This is a genomic window from Mycobacterium sp. UM_Kg27 (assembly GCF_000972905.1).
Taxonomy (GTDB): domain Bacteria; phylum Actinomycetota; class Actinomycetes; order Mycobacteriales; family Mycobacteriaceae; genus Mycobacterium.
Map to the genome: position 1 here is coordinate 1 of NZ_JRMM01000101.1, position 16,353 is coordinate 16,353.

Below are 16,353 nucleotides of genomic sequence, written 5' to 3' on the forward strand. Positions count from 1 at the left end.
GATGTGTATAAGAGACAGCCATAGAGGCGTTCGAGAAGGACCCCGAGACCAAGGTCATCGTGATGATCGGCGAGATCGGCGGCGACGCCGAGGAGCGGGCCGCGGCCTACATCAAGGCCCACGTCACCAAGCCGGTCGTCGGCTACGTGGCCGGGTTCACCGCGCCGGAGGGCAAGACCATGGGCCACGCCGGCGCCATCGTGTCGGGCTCGTCGGGCACCGCGGCCGCCAAACAGGAGGCACTGGAGGCTGCCGGGGTGAAGGTGGGCAAGACCCCGTCGGCCACCGCGGCCCTGGCTCGACAGATCCTCGAGAGCCTGTAGGCAAGAACAACCCCGACCGTGCCGTTTCGTACGCCGCCAGCAGCGCGTCGCGTATGAGACGGCACGGTCGGCATTTGTGGTGAGGTGAAACCGTGAGTATCGATCCCCGCACTCCCGTCGTGGTCGGCGTCGGGCAGGCCGCCGAGCGCATCGACGACGCCGGCTATCGCGCCATGTCGCCGGTGGAGTTGGCCGCCGCCGCCGCGCAGGCCGCGCTGGCCGACTGTGGCGCGAACGCAGCGGAGGTCGCCTCGGCCATCGACACGGTGGCCGCAACCCGCCAATTCGAGATCTCCATCCCGAATACCCCTGCACCGCTGGGGAAGTCGAACAACTTCCCGCGGTCGGTGGCGCGGCGGATCGATGCGGATCCGGCGCGCGCGATCTTGGACAAAGTGGGCGGGCAGGGGCCGCAGGCGCTGCTGACCGAGTTCGCCGGCGAGATCGTGGCCGGCACCGCAGACGTGGTGCTGCTGTGCGGATCCGACGCGACATCGACGTTGCGCCACTACGCCAAGGCCGACAAGAAGCCGGATTTCAACGAGACCGTCGAGGGCCAGTTCGAAGACCGCGGCTATGGCCTGGAGGACTTCGTCGAGCACTACACCGTGATGCACGGGCTGACCAGCCCGGCGGTGCAGTACGGCTTATTGGAGAACGCCCGCCGGTCCCGGCTGGGCCGCAGCACCGCCGACTACCTGCAGGCCATGGGGGAGCTGTTCGCCCCGATGACCAAGATCGCGGCCAAGAACCCGTTCTCGGCCTCGCCGGTGGAGCGGTCGGTCGATGAACTGATCACGATCAGCACCGAGAACCGGATGATCTGCGACCCCTACCCGCGGTTGTTGGTGGCGCGCGATCAGGTCAACCAGGGTGCCGCGGTGCTGGTGATGTCGGTGCAGGCCGCCCGACGCCTGGGGGTTCCCGAAGACCGCTGGGTGTACCTGCACGGTCACGCCGCACTGCGTTCCCAGCGGCTGCTGGATCGCGTGGACCTGGGCGCCTACCCGGCTGCGGTGGCGGCCACCAACGAGGCGCTCGAGATGGCCGGGATCGGCTTCGACGACGTCGCCGCCATGGACCTTTACAGCTGCTTCCCGGTGCCGGTGTTCGCCATCTGTGACGCCTTCGGCCTGTCCGCCGACGACCCACGCGGCCTGACCCTGACCGGCGGGCTGCCCTTCTTCGGTGGCGCCGGCAACAACTATTCGATGCACGCGATCGCCGAGGCCGTCGCCGCAGCGCGAAGTGTCCCTGGGCAATTCGCCTATGTCGGGGCCAACGGCGGCATGATGAGCAAGTACGCAGCCGGGGTGTATGCGACCACTCCGGTGCCGTGGACGCCGGATCGCAGTGCCGAACTGCAGCCGCAGATCGATGCCGCCGCCACCGTGCCTGTCACCGAGAAGGCCGAGGGCCCGGCCACCATCGAGACCTACAGCGTCCGCTACGACTGGCAGACCCGCACCGGGATCATCATCGGCCGGCTCGACGCCGACGGCAGCCGGTTCCTGGCGACCACCGAAGACGAAGACCTGGTGGCGTTGTTGTCCGACGGCGAGCCGCTGGGCGCTCCGGTGACGGTGCACGCGTTCGACTACGGCAACCGCTGTTCTCCGCGCTGACCTCCACCACCGTTCCGCCGCGAGGGTGCACAGAATGTCAGCAGAACTGGCGTGTCGCCGTACAAACACGCACCTTCGCGCGGAGTGGGGGCTCCTGCGCTAGGCGCTGAGCCCCAGCTTGGCAGCCAGGCGCTCCACATAAGCCGCCACCTCGGACTCGGACTTGTCGGGCAGCCCGAAGAGAGTCTCGGTGACACCGATCTCGGCCCAGTGCGCCAGCTTCTCGGGCACCGGCTTGAAATCCAGCGCCACGATCTGCGGTGCTCCGTCGCGGCCGGCGGCCGCCCAGGTGTCCTGCAGCAGTTTGACCGGCGCGTCGATGTCGAAGTCACGCGGCGTGGTGATCCAGCCGTCGGCGCTGCGGGCGATCCACTTGAAGTTCTTCTCGGTCCCGGCGGCACCGACCAGCACCGGAATGTGCGACTGCACGGGCTTGGGCCAAGCCCAACTCGGGCCGAAGTTCACGAACTCGCCTTCGAAGGACGCCTCTTCCTCGGTCCACAGCGCCCGCATCGCCTCCAGGTACTCCCGAAGCATGGTGCGCCGGCGGCCGGCGGGAACGCCGTGGTCGGCCAATTCATCGGTGTTCCAGCCGAATCCGACGCCCAGGCTGACTCGTCCGCCGGACAGGTGATCCAGGGTGGCGATCGACTTCGCCAGCGTGATCGGATCATGCTCGACGGGCAGTGCCACCGCGGTGGACAGCCGCACCCGCGAGGTCACGGCGCATGCGGTTCCCAGGCTGACCCACGGATCCAGGGTGCGCATGTACCGGTCATCGGGCAGGGACTCGTCGCCGGTGGTCGGGTGCGCGGCCTGTCGCTTCACCGGAATATGCGTGTGCTCCGGTACATAGAAGGTGGTGAAACCGTGATCATCGGCGAGTTTGGCGGCCGCTGCCGGGTTGATGCCACGGTCACTGGTGAATAGCACGAGCCCGTAATCCATATCCCCGATTAGAACGTGTTCCTGTTCGGTGGGCAACGGGGGGGTGCCGGTCGCGCAGTGTTGACCCACCGACTCGGCCCGCAAGTGCGCTAGCGTGGATGGTCGAAGCGCGCCGCACCGCCCACCAGCGCCTGCCCACAAGCACAGGAGAGGTCATGACCTACTCGCCCGGGAATCCCGGCTACCAGCCTTCACAACCATCAGGCTCCTACGGACAACCGACCCCATCGTTCGCGAAATCGGGTGGCGACGTCGAGAGCAAAGTGCCGCAATACCTCCGAATCGCGGTCGTTGCGTTGGGGCTGGGTGTCTACCTGGCGAACTTCGGTCCGATCGTGACGATCACCGATGTTGACTACCCCCTGATCCTCAGCGACGCAGGCCACACCGTTCCGCTGGCGGTGCTGTCCGCACTGCTGGCCGCGGTGGCCCTGCTGCCCAAGGCGAAGAGTTACACGGCGGTGGTCGCCGTGGTCTCGACGCTGGGTGCGCTGCTGGCTATTTCGACGATCGCCGGTGCCAGTGGTAGCTACACCATCGGTTGGGGGCTGTGGCTGATCCTGATCTTCAGCGTCCTGCAGGCTGCCGCCGCGGTCGGATCGCTGCTGCTGGAGGCCGGCGTGGTGACTGCCCCGGCGCCGCGTCCCAAGTACGACCCCTATGCCCAGTACGGCCTGCCGCCGGGCGGTAACTACTACGGTCAGCCCGGCCAGCAGGGTTATGGCCACCCGGGACACCAGGGCCAGCAGGCTCCACAGCAGCCCGGCTACCCGTCCTCGTACGGCAGCTACCCCTCCGCGCCTTCCAGCGGCGGCTTCGGCGCGCAGCAGGCGCAGGGCTCCCCTTCGACGGGCGCTTTCAACTCCGGCGCACAGCAGGCGGCGCCGCAGGGGCCGCCGACCCCGCCGACCGGATTTCCGTCCTACAACCCGCCGTCGTCCGGTGGGTCGGGGAGTGCGTCGACCGGTGGCCACAGCGCAGCCGGTTCGGATCAGAGCTCGACGGGTGGCCAGCAGTCGCAGGGTGGCTCCACCTCGTCGGGGCCGGCGCAGCCCTAACCCGCGCCCGCGCGCCGAGTTGAACGTGCTCGCAGCGTGACATCGGTGACCGGCGTCAAACCAGGCTCGAACCCGACCCGCGACCTGCTACGGGTCGCCTTCGGGCCGTCCGTGGTGGCGTTGACCATCATCGCAGCGGTGACACTGCTGCAGTTGCTGATCGCCAACAGTGACATGACCGGGGCCTCAGGTGCCATCGCCAGCATGTGGCTGGCCGTGCACCAGGTGCCGGTATCGATAGGCGGCCGTGACCTGGGCGCGCTGCCGCTGCTGCCGGTGCTGCTGATGGTGGCCGGTACGGCCCGAACCACCGCGCAGGCCACCGCCCGTGGAGCCTCCTGGTTCGTCATCCGCTGGATCGTGGCTTCCGCGGTAGGTGGACCACTGTTGATCGCCGCGGTCTCCCTGGCGGTCATTCACGACGCGGCCTCGGTCATCACCGAACTGCAGACCCCCCATGCCCTGAGCGCCTTCGCGCACGTGTTTTTCGTGCACGTGATCGGTGCGGCGCTGGGCTTGGGGACGCGGGTGGGCCGTCGGGCGCTGGCCGAGGCCCGGCTACCGGATTGGCTGGCGGACTCGGTACGAGCCGCGATCACCGGCATGCTGGCGCTGTTCGGCCTGGCCGGGGCGGTGACGGTGTGCTCCTTGATCTGGCACTGGGGGACTATGCATGAGCTCTACGCGATCACCGATTCACTGTTCGGCCAGCTCAGCCTGACGCTGCTGGCCCTGCTGTATGTGCCCAATGTGCTCGTCGGCGCGACGGCGATGGCGGTCGGCTCGAGCGCACACATCGGTCCCGCGCTGTTCAGTGCCTTCACCGTTCTCGGCGGCGACATCCCCGCGCTGCCGATCCTGGCTGCGGCGCCCGTCCCGCCGTTGGGCCCCGCGTGGGTGGCGCTGCTGATCATCGGGGCGGCGTCCGGGGTTGCCGTAGGCCAGCAGTGCGCCCGCCGGCCGCTGCCGCTGCTTCCAGCTCTGGCCAAGGTGGCGGTGGCGGCATTCATCGCGGCGGTGTCGATGGCCGTACTCGGCTTGGCCGGTGGAGGCCGGTTGGGCAACTTCGGCGACGTCGGTGTGGATCAGCTGACGTTCGGTCCGGCGGTGTTCGGGTGGTTCGCCGCGATCGGAGCACTAACGGTGGTGATGATCGGCGGGGTCCGGGCTGACGCGGTGGTCGGGCCACAGCGTGTGCTGCCACCCGCCCCGGAGCGGCCCGTGGAGCCCGAAGGCGTCTCCGTATCTGGGCCGGCGCCCCTCGCCGACGTCGATCCCGAGGACCTCGTTGTCGTCGGAGAGCCCTTCGAAACCGACGAGCTGTTCGACGATGACTTCGAACCGGGCTTCCAGTCAGATGAGGTCACCGATGACGGCGAGTTGAAGTGGAGGCCTGAACCCGAGCCGCCGCGAACGTTTCGGTCACACACGCCGACGCAGCCGCCGGGCCCGCTGGAAGACCCCGAGGACCTGATGTTTACCGACGACGACGGATACGACCGCTAAATCAAGGACTTCGGTCCCTTATATATGTCGCCGCTGGCTGATCGGATGGGTGGTGCCGACCGTCCGAACTCCAGGGGGACGACATGACCGACGTCGTGAGCGCCGAGCCAGCCCGCAAGAATGGCCCATCTGGCGTGCCCAGGCGGCGGAACCTGAACATGCTGGCGGGCGTCCGGGCCGAGATGCTGACCGGGCAGATCCTGCCGCCGGGCCATGAGCGGGTGCTCGACGTGGTGGTCCTGATCTGGGTGGACGGCGTCCAGGCCGGAATGCAGATGACCGAGCCGTCACCGCAGTCGCGACCTCTCGGATTGAGCGATGACGTGGCCGAGTCCCTCTACGACGAGCTGGAGGGTGCGGGGTTCTGCAGTGAGTACGACGAGTTCCCCGAGTTGGACGACCCCGACTTTCAGGACCTGGCGTATGCAAGAGTCAGCAAGCTCGGCAAGATGACTCAGCCGATGGGCCATCCCGAGGTCACCTGGGACATGGTCGAGATCTGGACGGACGGCGTGGCGGCCGCACTTCGGGTCGCCCGGGCGCGAGCGCAGCGCTCCGCCTGAACCGCGGGGGGTTTTGCGGCGGTTCCACCTTCGGCACTCCTGCGTCGAGCCTCGCTGAACCGCGGGGTTCTTGCGCCGGTTCCAGCTTCGGCCCTCCTGCGTCGAGCCTCGCTGAACCGCCGGGTTCTCGCGCCGGTTCCAGCTTCGCTACGTTCGCAACCGCCACCGCCGATGGCGGTGAGCCGCGGCGCCCGGCTTCGCCGCGCCTGCGATCACCGCGTTAGGCTCAGTCACCGTGCAACCGATCCATGTGGCCCCCAGCGTCCCCGCCCGGATGGTGGTGCTGGCGTCGGGCACCGGGTCGCTGCTCGAGTCGCTGCTGGCCGCAGCGGTAGACGACTACCCCGCGCGGGTGGTTGCCGTCGGCACCGACCGCGACTGCCGGGCGGTGGAGGTCGCTGCCGCGGCGGGGCTGCCGGTGTTCACCGTCCGGATGGGGGACTATCCGAACCGGGCGGCATGGGACCTTGCGCTGACCGAGGCCACCGCGGCCCACAACCCCGATCTGGTGGTCTCGGCGGGCTTCATGAAGATTCTGGGATCGCATTTCCTGAACCGGTTTCTCGGGCGCACCGTCAACACCCATCCAGCACTGCTGCCCTCCTTCCCGGGCGCGCACGCGGTCCCCGAGGCGCTGGCCTACGGGGTCAAGGTCACCGGCTGCACCGTGCACCTGGTGGACGCCGGCACCGACACCGGCCCGGTGCTGGCCCAAGAACCGGTCGCCGTGCTCGACGGCGACGACGAAGACTCTCTGCATGAACGCATCAAGAAGGTGGAGCGCAAGCTCCTGGTTGACGTACTGGCCGCCTTGGCGACCGGCGGCGTGACCTGGAACGGACGAAAGGCAACCCTAGGATGACCGACGGCAAGCGACCGATTCGCCGGGCGTTGATCAGCGTCTACGACAAGACCGGACTGGTCGACCTGGCCGCCGGCCTGCACGCCGCCGGCGTGGATATCGTCTCCACCGGATCCACCGCCAAGTCGATTGCGGCCGAGGGTATTCCGGTGACGCCCGTGGAGCAGGTGACCGGCTTCCCCGAGGTGCTCGACGGCCGAGTCAAGACTCTGCACCCCCGCGTGCATGCCGGACTGCTGGCCGACCTGCGCAAGCCCGAGCATGCCGCGGCGCTCGATGAGCTGGAGATCGCAGCGTTCGAGCTGGTCGTGGTCAACCTGTACCCGTTCAGCGAGACCGTGGATTCCGGTGCCGGCCAGGACGAGTGCGTCGAACAGATCGACATCGGCGGGCCCTCGATGATCCGGGCGGCTGCCAAGAACCACCCCAGCGTCGCCGTGGTGGTCGACCCGCTCGGCTACGACGGTGTGCTGGCCGCGGTCAACGCCGGCGGCTTCACCCTCGAAGAGCGGAAGCGCTTGGCGTCCCTGGCATTCCGGCACACCGCCGAGTACGACGTGGCCGTCGCCAGCTGGATGTCGTCGACGCTGGCCCCCTCCGAACCGGCGGAAGAGCCGCGTCAAGCACTGCCGGAATGGTACGGGCGCACCTACCGCCGTGCTGCGCAGCTGCGCTACGGCGAGAATCCGCACCAGCAGGCCGCGCTCTACTGTGACGCCGGCGCGTGGCCGGGCTTGGCTCAGGCCGAGCAGCTGCACGGAAAAGAGATGTCCTACAACAACTTCACCGATGCAGATGCCGCATGGCGCGCGGCGTTCGATCACGAAGAGACCTGCGTGGCCATCATCAAGCACGCGAACCCGTGCGGCATCGCGGTCTCGGCGACCTCGGTGGCCGATGCCCACCGCAAGGCGCACGAGTGCGACCCCCTGAGCGCGTTCGGCGGCGTCATCGCGGCCAACACCGAGGTCAGCGTGGAGATGGCGGAGTACGTCAGCACCATCTTCACCGAGGTGATCGTCGCGCCGGCCTACGAGGCCGGGGCCGTGGAGATCTTGGCGCGCAAGAAGAACATCCGGGTGCTGCTGGCCTCCGAACCACTGCGCGGCGGCACCGAATGGCGCCAGATCAGCGGTGGGCTGTTGATGCAGAGCCGCGACGGCCTCGACGCTTCCGGGGACAACCCGGTGAACTGGACGCTGGCCACCGGCGAACCGGCCGATGCGGCCACCCTGGCCGACCTGGTCTTCGCCTGGCGGGCCTGCCGCGCGGTCAAATCGAACGCGATCGTGGTCGCGGGTGACGGCGCCACCATCGGCGTGGGCATGGGCCAGGTCAACCGGGTCGACGCGGCCCGACTGGCGGTGGAGCGCGGGGGCGAGCGGGTGGCCGGTGCGGTGGCTGCATCGGATGCGTTCTTCCCGTTCCCCGACGGCCTGCAGACGCTGACCGCGGCCGGGGTGAAGGCGATCGTGCACCCGGGTGGTTCGGTGCGCGACGACGAGGTGACCGCGGCGGCGGCCGAGGCCGGGATCACGCTGTACCTGACGGGAGCGCGGCATTTCGCGCACTGAGCTAGGGTCCGTCGTCTTCGTCGGCGCCGGAACCGTGCTCGCCCAGTAGTTTTTCGGGGTGATGGTAATAGTTGACCCGCGGTTGACCGTGGTCTAAGTGTGGCGATGGCAGTGTCTCTGTGGTGCCATCGTGGCGTTTCCGGGTCTTCCATCCGCCTGAGGTCATGAGCTCATGGTGGGGGCCGCAGCGCAGGGTCAGGCCGGTGATGTCAGTGCGCTTGGTGTTCGCGTAGGTGTCGTCGTGATGCACTTCGCAGTAGTAGCCGGAGACGGGGCAATTGGGGTGGGAACAGCCGCGTTCTCGGGCGTAGAGCACGATTCGCTGCCCCGGCGAAGCCAGCCGCTTGGTATGGAACAGCGCCAACTCCTTGGCGCCGTCGTAGATCCGCAGGTAGTGGTGAGCGTGGCTCGCCATGGCGATCACATCACGCAGGGGTAGCCAGCTGCCGCCGCCGGTATGGGCTTTCCCACTACCGGCTTCCAAGTCGGCCAGCGTGGTCGAGACGATGATGCTGGCCGGTAACCCGTTGTGTTGCCCCAATTCTCCGGAGGCCAGCAGCGCGCGGCCCATGGCTGTGAGCGCGTCGTGGTTGCGTTGTGCGGCGCTGCGGGTATCGGCGTCGATCGCCCCCTGCGAGGGAGTGCCACTGGTGCAAGGGGTCTCGTCGTTGGCGTTGCACATGCCGGGGGCAGCCCAGCGTGCCAGTACCGCCTCGAGGGTGGCGCGTGCCTGGGGATCGAGGAATCCTTTGATCGGGCTCATGCCGTCACGATCTTGGGGCCCCAGCACCAAGCCACGTCGCTTGGCGCGCTGGTCGTCGGTGTAGTTGCCGTCGGGGTGCAGGTAGTCGGCGAGCCGCTGAGCCAGTTTGGCCAGCTCGTCGGGCCGGCACTCGGCGGCCAGACCGGACAGCTGCTGTTCGGCCTGGGCCAGGGTGCCCGCATCGACGTCGTCGGGTAGGTAGTTGAAGAAGGCCCGGATCACTGCGATGTGGGCGGCCGCGATCTGTCCATCTCGCTGAGCGGCGGCCACCGTCGGTAGCACCGGTTCCATGGGCTCGCCGGTCATGGCCCGGCGCGGACCCAGTTCTTTGGCGTCGGTGAGACGGCGGCCCGCTTCACCGCGGGTGAGGTGCAACGCGTCCGCCAACACCCAGCGGGGCTTGCCGCCCAGCTCGGCGGGGTCGGTGGCGGCGATCTGGTTGACCAGAGGGTGTTCCACTGCCGGGAGCCGGCGCCGTAGCATTTCGCAGCGCCGCAGCAGTGCCAGGCACTCGCGCGGGGTCAGCGCCTCGAAGTCCAGGTCCAGCGCCCGGTCCAGCCCGGCGGCCAGCGCGTCGAACACCTCGACGATCACTTCCCGGTTATTCGAACGCATGTGCTAATTCTATTGAGTCTGTCCGGGATTGACGCAGGCAGAACGCGAATCTGTGGATCAAAATCGAACTGGGGATAACTCCCCGGGGCGCTGACCCCTTGACAATAAAGATTGTTAGCGCTCACTATCTATCTCAACCTCGAAGTTGGGAGACGGTAGTGGGCTATGACCTGATCATCCGCAACGGACTGTGGTTCGACGGCCTGGGCAACGCCCCGCAGGTCCGCACCCTGGGCATTCGCGACGGCATCGTCGCCGACATCGTCGCGGGGCAGCTGGATGAGGCCGGCTGCCCGGAGGTGATCGACGCCGCCGGCAAGTGGGTGGTCCCAGGCTTCATCGACGTGCACACCCACTACGACGCCGAGGTACTGCTGGACCCGGGTCTGCGGGAATCGGTGCGCCACGGTGTCACCACGGTGCTGCTGGGCAACTGTTCGCTGTCGACGGTGTACGCCGAGTCCGAGGACGCCGCCGACCTGTTCAGCCGGGTCGAGGCGGTCCCGCGCAAGTTCGTGCTGGATGCGCTGCAGTCCAAGAAGACCTGGTCCACGCCCGCCGAGTACGTGAGTGCCCTTGAGGAGTTGCCGCTCGGACCCAACATCAGCTCGATGCTGGGCCACTCGGATCTGCGGACCGCGGTGCTCGGCTTGGACCGCGCCACCACCGACGGCGTCGTCCCGACCGACGCCGAGTTGGAGAAGATGGCCGCCCTGCTCGATCAGGGTCTCGACGCCGGACTGCTGGGCATGTCCGGGATGGACGCCCCCATCGACAAGCTCGACGGTGACCGGTTCCGGTCTCGGGCGCTGCCGTCGACGTTCGCCACCTGGCGGGAGCGCCGTCGGTTGATCAAGGTGCTGCGCAAGCGTGGCCGGATGTTGCAGAGCGCACCCGACGTCCGAAACCCGCTGACGGCCTTGAACTTCTTCCTCACCAGCAGTGGCATGTTCGGCCGGCGGCGCGGGGTTCGGATGAGCCTGCTGGTCTCCGCGGACGCCAAGTCGGCGCCGGGCGCGGTCCGGGTATTCGGTCCCGGCGCTCGGCTGCTCAACACCGTGCTGGGCTCCAGCGTCCGGTTCCAGCACTTGCCGGTGCCGTTCGAGTTGTATTCCGACGGAATCGACTTGCCGGTGTTCGAGGAGTTCGGGGCGGGAACCGCCGCTCTGCATCTGCGCGACCAGCTGGAGCGCAACGCGCTGCTGGCCGACACCGAGTACCGCCGTAACTTCCGCAAGGCCTTCGACCGCAAGAAGCTGGGACCGTCGTTGTGGCACCGTGACTTCCACGACGCGGTGATCGTCGAATGCCCGGATGCCAGCCTGGTCGGCAAGAGCTTCGGCCAGATCGCTCAGGAACGCGGGCTGCACCCGTTGGATGCGTTCCTCGACGTATTAGTGGACAACGGCGAACGCAACGTCCGCTGGACCACGATCGTCGCCAACCACCGGCCCAAGCAGCTGGACAAGTTGGCCAACGAACCGGTGATCCATATGGGGTTCTCCGACGCTGGAGCGCACCTGCGCAACATGGCCTTCTACAACTTCTCGCTGCGCCTGCTCAAGCGCGTCCGCGACGCCGAGGCGGCCGGACGACCGTTCATGAGCGTCCAGCGGGCGGTGTACCGGCTGACCTCCGAGGTCGCCGATTGGTTCGGGTTCGACGCCGGCACGCTGCGAGAGGGTGACCGTGCGGACTTTGTGGTGATCGACCCGGCGGGCCTGACCGACGCCGTCGACGGCTACCACGAGGAGAAGGTGCCGTTCTATGGCGATCTGAGCCGGATGGTCAACCGCAACGACGACGCGGTGGTCGCGACCGGCGTGGGTGGCACGGTGGTGTTCCGCAACGGCCACTTCTGCGAGGGCTACGGCACCACGGTGAAGACCGGCCGATTCCTGCGCGCCGGATCCCGTGAGCTGCAATCGGTTTAGCGCATGGCCAGAACTCAGCAGGAGCGCCGCGAGACCACTGTCGCCGGATTGCTCGACGCCAGCATCGCCACCATCGCCGAGATCGGCTATGCCCGGGCGTCGGCGAAGGTGATCGCCGCGCGCGCCGGGGTGTCCGACGGGGCGTTGTTCCGCCACTTCGGCACCATGGGTGACTTCATGGCGGCCACCGCGCAGGAAGTCCTGCGCCGCCAACTGGAGCGGTTCGGCAAGCAAGTCGCCGAGATCCCGGCCGAGGTGCCGGCGCTGGAGGCGGTGCTGACGGTGCTGCGCGACCTGACCGCCAATTCCACCAACGCGGTGCTCTACGAGCTGCTGATCGCTGCGCGCACCGACGAGAAGCTGCGAGCCACCCTGCAACATGTGCTCGCCGAATACAGCGCCAAGATCGGCGAAGCCGCCCGGGTGCTGCCCGGCGCGGATGCCTTTCCGCCGGAACTCTTTCCGAATCTGGTGGCGCTGTTGACCAACACCTTCGACGGTGCGGCGATCGTGCGCGCCGTGCTGCCCCAGCCCGAGATCGAGGCGAATCGGATTCCGCTGCTGTTGACGCTACTGGACGGCCGTATCTGAGCGCGCCGAGTCGGCATTGCTCGGTGCGGCCGCCGTCGCGTAGTCCACGAAGTCGGCGATCTCGGCGACGGCTCGGCGGGCGTCGGGGTTGAAGTCGAAGGTGAGCTGGAACATGTGCAACGCACGGTCCCAGACCTGAACCCAGGCCGGCACCCCGGCGAAGGCAAGCTTGTCGGCCAGCACGAACGCGTCGTTGCGCAGCAACTCGTTGTTGCCGACCTGCAGCAGGAACGGCCCGAGCCCGCGCAGCTCTGCCTCCGGCGGCATCACCGGCAGCTCGCGGGTGCCGTTCACGGTGGCGAACACGCGGTAGATGAACATGAACGCCATGAAGGGGAAGAACGGGTCGCGGTGGCTGCGCGCGGCCTCGCGTTTGATCTCCATGTCCGACGACGTCAGCGGTGACATCAACACCTGAGCTGCGGGCGCCGGCAGCCCGGCATCACGTGCGGCGATCGCGGTGTTCACCGCCATCAGGCCACCGGCCGAATCTCCCGCCACCACAATGTGATCTGCGGTGAACCCGGCGTCGAGGACGCGGCGATAGGCGCACAGACCGTCGGCGACGGCCTCGTCGATCCCGGCCAGCGGCGCCAACCGGTAGCCGACGTTGAACACCTTCGCGCCGGTGACCGCGGAGAGCTTGCTGGCGAAGCGGCGGTGGGAATTGAGGCCCAGTGTGATCAGTGCCGAACCGTGGAAGTAGACGATCACCCGGTTCGAGTCGCGCGCGCCCGGTGCCACCACCCACTCGGCCGGGCAGTCGGTCAACCGCTCCGGTGTCACCTCGGTGCCGGGCAGGGCCCGGATGTAGCGCATCGGCTGGTCGATGAGGTCGAGGCGCGCCCGCTGCAGAGCGGCGGGCCAGAACCGGTTGACGACCATGCCGACCAGGGTCAGCACTGCGATCGAGGTGCGCAAAAAGATCGCCGCGGCCGCAGCCAGCAGTCGAGCCTGCCAGGAGGCCGGACCGAAATAGGTCTGAGCCGGTCGTTCGCGCCATTCCGGAAAGTTCACAGTACCCAGGGTATCGGGTATTGGTCGACCGGATAAACCGGGACACCGTGACGGACCACCACGCCCGTCGTAGCGTGGAGTGGTGACCGCGCTGAATGCCCCGCACGATCTGCCCAAGACTCTCGGTGAGCTGCGTGCTGCCGGCCATCGTGAGAGGGGGGTCAAACAGGAGATCGCCGAGAACCTGTTGGCCCGACTCGCCGACGGTGACGATGCCGCAGCCATCTGGCCCGGCATCTTCGGGTTCGAAGACACCGTGCTGCCGCAGCTTGAGCGCGCGCTGATCGCCGGTCACGACATCGTGCTGCTAGGCGAGCGCGGCCAGGGCAAGACCCGGCTGCTGCGCGCGTTGAGCGGATTGCTCGACGAGTGGACCCCGGTGATCGCCGGCGCCGAGCTCGGAGAGCACCCGTACTCGCCGATCACGCCCGAGTCGATTCGCCGGGCAGCCGAGCTCGGCGACGACCTGCCGGTCGCGTGGCGGCACCGCAGCGAGCGCTACACCGAGAAACTGGCCACCCCCGACACCAGCGTCGCCGACCTGGTGGGCGACATCGACCCGATCAAGGTGGCCGAAGGCCGCAGCCTGGGGGACCCCGAGACCATCGCCTACGGCCTGATCCCGCGGGCGCACCGTGGCGTGGTCGCCGTCAACGAACTGCCCGACCTCGCCGAGCGCATCCAGGTGGCGATGCTCAACGTGATGGAGGAGCGCGACATCCAGGTGCGCGGCTACACGCTGCGGCTGCCGCTGGACGTGCTGGTGGTAGCCAGCGCCAACCCTGAGGACTACACCAACCGCGGCCGCATCATCACCCCGCTCAAGGACCGCTTCGGCGCCGAGATCCGCACCCACTACCCGCTGGAACTCGACGCCGAGGTCGGCGTGATCGCGCAGGAGGCACACCTGAGCGCCCAGGTGCCCGACTACCTGCTGGCGGTGCTGGCTCGATTCGCGCGCTATCTGCGTGAGTCGCGCTCGGTGGATCAGCGCTCCGGTGTTTCGGCGCGCTTCGCGATCGCCGCCGCGGAGACGGTGGCGGCCTCGGCGCGTCATCGCGGTGCGGTGCTGGGCGAAACCGACCCGGTGGCTCGGGTGGTGGATCTGAGCACGATCGTCGACGTGCTGCGCGGCAAGCTGGAATTCGAATCCGGCGAGGAGGGCCGCGAGCAGGCAGTGCTGGAGCACCTGCTGCGCCGGGCTACCGCCGATACCGCGTCGCGGGCACTGGGCGGGATCGACGTGGGACCGCTGGTGGCGGCGGTCGAGAACGCGACGGTGACGACGGGCGAGCGCATTTCGGCCAAAGCGGTGCTGGCGGCGTTGCCGGATCTGCCGGTGATCGACGCCATCGCGCAGCGCCTGGGGGCGGAGTCCGACGGCGAACGCGCCGCCGCGCTCGAGTTGGCCTTGGAAGCGCTGTATTTGGCCAAGCGCATCGACAAGACTTCCGACGAGGGTGAAACCGTCTATGGCTAGATCTGATGGTGACGACCCGCTGCGCCCGGCTTCGCCGCGCTTGCGATCGTCACGAAGCCACGCTTCCCGGTATTCGGCCTACTCCGGTGGGCCGGATCCGTTGGCGCCGCCGGTCGACCTGGCCGAGGCGCTGGAGGAGATCGGCCGGGACGTCATGGAGGGGACGTCGCCGCGGCGGGCACTGCAAGAGTTACTGCGCCGCGGCACCAAGAACCTGACCGGAGCCGACCAGCTGGCCGCCGAGGCGCAGCGGCGACGACGGGAACTGTTGCGCCGCAACAACTTAGATGGAACGCTGGCCGAGGTCAAAAAGCTGCTCGACGAAGCAGTGCTCGCTGAACGCAAAGAACTGGCCCGCGCGCTCGACGACGACGCCCGTTTCGCCGAGATGCAGATCGAGGGGCTGTCGCCGTCGCCGGCCAAAGCGGTGCAGGAACTGGCCGACTACGACTGGCGCAGCGGCGAGGCCCGCGAATCCTACGACAAGATCAAGGATCTGCTCGGTCGCGAGATGCTCGACCAGCGATTCGCCGGCATGAAGCAGGCGCTGGAGGGCGCCACCGACGCCGACCGGCAACGAGTCAGCGACATGCTCGACGATCTCAATGACCTGTTGGACAAGCACTCTCAAGGAAAAGACACGAGTGCGGATTTCCAGCAGTTCATGGACAAACACGGTGAGTTCTTTCCGGAGAACCCGCGCAATGTCGAGGAGTTGCTGGACTCGCTGGCCCAGCGGGCGGCCGCCGCGCAGCGCTTCCGTAACAGCCTGAGCGCCGAGCAGCGCGCCGAGTTGGATGCGTTGGCCGAACAGGCCTTCGGCTCGCCGGCCTTGCAACAGGCGCTGGGACGACTGGACGCACATCTGCAGGCGGCCCGTCCGGGAGAGGACTGGACCGGCTCGTCGGAGTTCTCCGGCAATAACCCGCTCGGGATGGGAGAGGGCGCCCAGGCACTGTCCGATATCGCCGAGCTAGAACAGCTGGCCGAGCAGCTGTCACAGGCGTATCCGGGCGCGAGCATGGACGACGTCGACCTCGACGCGCTGGCCCGCCAGCTCGGCGATCAGGCCGCCGTCGACGCGCGCACGCTGGCCGAGCTCGAACGTGCGCTGCTCAACCAGGGTTTCCTGGACCGCAGCTCCGACGGGCAGTGGCGGCTGTCGCCCAAGGCGATGCGCCGCCTCGGCGAAACGGCGTTACGTGATGTGGCGCGCCAACTTTCGGGACGCCGCGGCGAACGCGACCACCGTCGGGCCGGGGCGGCCGGCGAGCTGACCGGAGCGACCCGGCCCTGGCAGTTCGGCGACACCGAGCCGTGGAATGTCACCCGGACGCTGACCAACACGGTGCTGCGGCAAGTCGCCGGCGGTTCAGCGAGGCTCGACGTAGGAGAGGCGAAGCTGGGACCGCCGCATGGGCCCGGCGGTTCAGCGAGGCTCGACGTAGGAGAGGCGAAGCTGGGACCGCCGCATGGGCCCGGCGGTTCAGCGAG

General features: G+C 68.1%; 13 protein-coding genes and 1 pseudogene. 11 read left to right on the plus strand and 3 right to left on the minus strand.

The genetic code is table 11. The annotated features are described in order from the left end of the window. Positions 1-17: 17 nt before the first annotated feature. Both LI94_RS15280 and LI94_RS15285 read left to right on the plus strand, forming a co-directional pair. A pseudogene (locus LI94_RS15280) lies at positions 18-323 on the plus strand (succinate--CoA ligase subunit alpha); the annotation flags it as partial. A gap of 92 nt (positions 324-415) precedes the next feature. Beyond that, the gene (locus tag LI94_RS15285; protein WP_046301706.1) at positions 416-1,948 is read left to right on the plus strand and encodes an acetyl-CoA acetyltransferase; all 1,533 of its coding nucleotides are present in this window, start codon (positions 416-418) and stop codon (positions 1,946-1,948) included. A 99-nt stretch (positions 1,949-2,047) separates the two neighbouring features. Here LI94_RS15285 and LI94_RS15290 read toward each other — a convergent pair whose 3' ends face one another. Further along, positions 2,048-2,896, minus strand: a complete 849-nt coding sequence (locus LI94_RS15290) for an LLM class F420-dependent oxidoreductase (protein ID WP_024443702.1) — start codon at positions 2,894-2,896, stop codon at positions 2,048-2,050. 155 nt (positions 2,897-3,051) lie between these two features. Between LI94_RS15290 and LI94_RS15295 the strand changes: the two genes are divergently transcribed. From LI94_RS15295 to purH, 5 genes are all read left to right on the plus strand, one after another. Further along, the gene (locus tag LI94_RS15295) at positions 3,052-3,954 is read left to right on the plus strand and encodes a DUF5336 domain-containing protein (protein ID WP_024443701.1); all 903 of its coding nucleotides are present in this window, start codon (positions 3,052-3,054) and stop codon (positions 3,952-3,954) included. Positions 3,955-3,999: 45 nt separating this feature from the next. Continuing rightward, the gene (locus LI94_RS15300) at positions 4,000-5,460 is read left to right on the plus strand and encodes a DUF6350 family protein (protein ID WP_024443700.1); all 1,461 of its coding nucleotides are present in this window, start codon (positions 4,000-4,002) and stop codon (positions 5,458-5,460) included. A gap of 83 nt (positions 5,461-5,543) precedes the next feature. Further along, positions 5,544-6,023, plus strand: a complete 480-nt coding sequence (locus tag LI94_RS24555; protein WP_046301707.1) for a hypothetical protein — start codon at positions 5,544-5,546, stop codon at positions 6,021-6,023. A gap of 274 nt (positions 6,024-6,297) precedes the next feature. After that, on the plus strand, positions 6,298-6,885 hold the full coding sequence (gene purN, locus LI94_RS15310) for a phosphoribosylglycinamide formyltransferase (protein WP_046301708.1): 588 nt from the start codon (positions 6,298-6,300) through the stop codon (positions 6,883-6,885). Further along, positions 6,882-8,459, plus strand: coding sequence for a bifunctional phosphoribosylaminoimidazolecarboxamide formyltransferase/IMP cyclohydrolase (gene purH / locus LI94_RS15315; RefSeq protein WP_046301709.1), 1,578 nt, complete (start codon positions 6,882-6,884; stop codon positions 8,457-8,459). Before purN ends, purH begins: the two co-directional genes overlap by 4 nt. A 1-nt stretch (position 8,460) precedes the next feature. On the opposite strand, the gene LI94_RS15320 is transcribed toward purH, so the two are convergent. Continuing rightward, positions 8,461-9,837, minus strand: a complete 1,377-nt coding sequence (locus LI94_RS15320) for an HNH endonuclease signature motif containing protein (protein ID WP_046301710.1) — start codon at positions 9,835-9,837, stop codon at positions 8,461-8,463. A gap of 158 nt (positions 9,838-9,995) precedes the next feature. On the opposite strand from LI94_RS15320, the gene LI94_RS15325 reads away from it, so the two are divergent. Both LI94_RS15325 and LI94_RS15330 read left to right on the plus strand, forming a co-directional pair. Further along, the gene (locus LI94_RS15325) at positions 9,996-11,771 is read left to right on the plus strand and encodes an amidohydrolase family protein (protein ID WP_046301711.1); all 1,776 of its coding nucleotides are present in this window, start codon (positions 9,996-9,998) and stop codon (positions 11,769-11,771) included. A 3-nt stretch (positions 11,772-11,774) separates the two neighbouring features. After that, entirely contained in the window at positions 11,775-12,362 is a 588-nt protein-coding gene (locus LI94_RS15330) for a TetR/AcrR family transcriptional regulator (RefSeq protein WP_046301712.1), read from the plus strand. Here LI94_RS15330 and LI94_RS15335 read toward each other — a convergent pair. Then, complete coding sequence (locus LI94_RS15335) at positions 12,342-13,379, minus strand: alpha/beta hydrolase (protein ID WP_024443693.1); 1,038 nt, start codon at positions 13,377-13,379, stop codon at positions 12,342-12,344. The two genes, LI94_RS15330 and LI94_RS15335, sit on opposite strands and share 21 nt — an antisense overlap. Before the next feature lie 91 nt (positions 13,380-13,470). Here LI94_RS15335 and LI94_RS15340 point away from each other — a divergent pair, with 91 nt between their 5' ends. Together LI94_RS15340 and LI94_RS15345 are read left to right on the plus strand one after the other, a co-directional pair. Next, entirely contained in the window at positions 13,471-14,859 is a 1,389-nt protein-coding gene (locus LI94_RS15340) for a sigma 54-interacting transcriptional regulator (protein ID WP_024443692.1), read from the plus strand. After that, a partial coding sequence (locus LI94_RS15345; RefSeq protein WP_239651244.1) for a hypothetical protein occupies positions 14,852-16,353 on the plus strand: 1,502 nt, incomplete at its 3' end. The genes LI94_RS15340 and LI94_RS15345, both read left to right, overlap by 8 nt.

Excerpts from the sequence above, each read along its gene's own strand:
- purN (WP_046301708.1), top strand. The coding sequence starts at position 6,298 with ATGGTGGTGCTGGCGTCGGGCACCGGGTCGCTGCTCGAGTCGCTGCTG.
- purH (WP_046301709.1), top strand. The coding sequence starts at position 6,882 with ATGACCGACGGCAAGCGACCGATTCGCCGGGCGTTGATCAGCGTCTAC.
- LI94_RS24555 (WP_046301707.1), top strand. The coding sequence starts at position 5,544 with ATGACCGACGTCGTGAGCGCCGAGCCAGCCCGCAAGAATGGCCCATCT.
- LI94_RS15295 (WP_024443701.1), top strand. The coding sequence starts at position 3,052 with ATGACCTACTCGCCCGGGAATCCCGGCTACCAGCCTTCACAACCATCA.
- LI94_RS15320 (WP_046301710.1), bottom strand. The coding sequence starts at position 9,837 with ATGCGTTCGAATAACCGGGAAGTGATCGTCGAGGTGTTCGACGCGCTG.
- LI94_RS15330 (WP_046301712.1), top strand. The coding sequence starts at position 11,775 with ATGGCCAGAACTCAGCAGGAGCGCCGCGAGACCACTGTCGCCGGATTG.
- LI94_RS15290 (WP_024443702.1), bottom strand. The coding sequence starts at position 2,896 with ATGGATTACGGGCTCGTGCTATTCACCAGTGACCGTGGCATCAACCCG.